Raw genomic sequence first — 975 nt, 5'->3', positions numbered from 1 at the left:
GTGACAGTCTGTGCGGTAGTATCCGGCTTCATGAAGGGGCCCTTGTTGAGGGGAAACGCGTGTCGCAACACGTTTCTACCGCAACTGGGGCCTTCTTCAATTCAGGAACGCGACTTCTTCATGAATTATTCGGGCTAGTGCGTGGCCCGTGGCAGGCGAACACCGGGCGGAAACGTGCTCGAGCAGGCTCCATCGCGTGTTCTTCGATCATGGAACACGTTGCGACACTTGAGACACTTTGAACAGTTGTCGGCCGACGGTGGCTCCGCCTAAGGTCGCCCGCGTGCAGAACGCCGCGGAAACCACCCGTCATCGCCTCCGGCGAAAGCTCCACGCCGAGCTCGGCGAGACGCTTCTCGCGGCGCTCGAAGAGCCGGATGTCGTAGAGCTCATGGTCAACGAGGACGGCGCCGTCTGGTGCGACCGGCTCGGGAAAGGCATGGAGACCCTCCCGATAAGCTTCTCGGCGGAGCGCGCCATGACGCTCGTCGGGACGGTCGCAGCCCTCCTCGGAACCGTTGCTACTGCCGACGTGCCGATCGTGGAGGGCGAACTCCCGTTCGACGGAGCGCGCTTCGAGGCCATCGTCCCGCCTGTCTCCCGCCAAGCACTCCTCAGCATCCGCAAGCACGCGAGCCACGTCTTTTCCCTGGCTCAGTACATCACGCAGGAGCGAATCTCGGAGGACCAAGTGAGCTTCCTCCGTGAGGCAATCGCCAGGCAGCGAAACATCATCGTCGCCGGCGCTACGGCCTCCGGGAAGACGACCTTTGCGAACGCCCTGCTGCGCGAGAAGGTCGAATGCGGAGACCCCGCGCAGCGCATCATGATCCTCGAGTGTTGGCGATCACGAGAAACCGTAGAAATCTGATCATCTAGCCGTGGTCGCGCGCGAGTGCTGGTTTCTCGTCAGAACGGCGAATCGGTGTCGGTCGGATCGGTGTCGAGTTCGCGATCGAGAGCCGCGAGGTAGTG

General features: G+C 62.5%; 1 protein-coding gene. It reads left to right on the top strand.

Going from position 1 to position 975, the window contains the following annotated elements; genetic code table 11:
* The first annotated feature begins 283 nt into the window (after window positions 1-283).
* Window positions 284-871, top strand: coding sequence for a Flp pilus assembly complex ATPase component (gene cpaF / locus GY937_00195; GenBank protein MCP5055125.1), 588 nt, complete (start codon window positions 284-286; stop codon window positions 869-871).
* The last annotated feature ends 104 nt before the right edge of the window (window positions 872-975 follow it).

This window comes from bacterium (assembly GCA_024228115.1).
Lineage (GTDB): Bacteria > Myxococcota_A > UBA9160 > UBA9160 > UBA6930.
Note: the sequence above shows the minus strand (reverse complement) of the source record. Positions and strands in the feature narration are given on the sequence as shown.